Consider the following 1,345-nt stretch of genomic DNA (forward strand, 5'->3'; position numbering starts at 1 on the left):
TCCGTCATCCGGCGGATGCGCCCGCGGGGGCCGCGTCGATACCGTGGGCGGATGAGCGCCGCATCCGCCCCCGACAGCGTCGACCGCTTCTGGGTGCGCCCGCGTCCCGACCGCGCGGGGTTGCGCTTCGACGTGCTGCTGGCGGCGGTGATGCTCGTGCTCACCACCTTCAGCGTCATGCAGTACTACGCGCTCGGCATGTACCCCTCCCGGCCCGCGATGTGGATCATCGCGGCCTGGATCGTGCTCATGTGCGTGCCGCTCGCCTTCCGCCGGCTGCAGCCGGAGGCCGTCACGCTCGTGATCGGCGCCACCTTCATCGTCGGCGCGTACCAGTTCGTGCCCGAGCTGATGTTCTCCAACATCGCCATGTTCATCGCCATGTACTCGCTGGGCGCGTGGGGCAGGAGCCGCCTCCGGGCGAACATCGTGCGCGGGATCATCGTCGTCGGCATGTTCGCGTGGCTGTTCAGCTCGCTGCTGCAGACCTCGGGCTTCTACTCGCTCTCCGGCTCGACCTTCGAGAACGCGCCCGACGACGCCTGGATCCCGGCCCCCGTCGCCGCCGGCCTCATCTCGATCATCACGAACCTCCTCTACTTCGGCGGCGCCTGGTACTTCGGCGACCGGGCGTGGGCGTCGGCGCGCGACCGCTGCGCGCTCGAGACGCGGACGGCGGAGCTCGCGACCGAGCGGGAGCGCGTGGCCGAGCAGGCGGTCACGCTGGAGCGCGTGCGCATCGCCCGCGAGCTGCACGACGTCGTGGCGCACCACGTGTCCGTGATGGGCGTGCACGCGGGCGCGGCGCGGCGGGTCCTCGAGCGCGACACCGAGAAGGCGGAGGCGTCGCTCGGCATCGTCGAGGACAACGCGCGCAGCGCCATCGAGGAGCTGCACCGCATGCTCGTCGCGCTCCGTCAGGAGGACGACGGCCGGGGATCCGACGACGGCGCCGGCTCCGACCCCACCCGCACCGCGTCGACCCGCGGCGTCGACCAGCTGCACGAGCTCGTCGCGGACGCGTGCGGCGCGGGCCTCACCGTCGCGTACGACGTCATCGGCACGCCGCGGCCGCTCACCCCGACGGTCGACCTCATCGTCTACCGGGTCGCGCAGGAGTCGCTCACGAACGTGCGGAAGCACGCGGGCATGGGCGCGCGCGTCGACCTCCGCCTCCGCTACCTCGCCGACCGGGTCGAGGTGGAGGTCAGCGACGGCGGACCCGCGGGCGCGGCGGCGTCCGCGGCGTCCGGCCCCGTGCGGAAGGGCCCCGGCGGGCTCGGCCAGCGCGGCATGCGGGAGCGCGTCGCGGCGGTGGGCGGATCCATCGAGATCGGCCCGAAGG

At 73.2% G+C, this 1,345-nt stretch carries 1 protein-coding gene; it reads left to right on the forward strand.

Going from position 1 to position 1,345, the window contains the following annotated elements:
* Positions 1–51: 51 nt before the first annotated feature.
* The coding region (locus tag DZG00_RS15470; protein ID WP_119455819.1) for a sensor histidine kinase at positions 52–1,345 on the forward strand (1,294 nt) is incomplete at its 3' end.

The sequence above is a fragment of the Clavibacter lycopersici genome, from assembly GCF_003576405.1.
GTDB classification, from domain to species: Bacteria; Actinomycetota; Actinomycetes; order Actinomycetales; family Microbacteriaceae; genus Clavibacter; species Clavibacter lycopersici.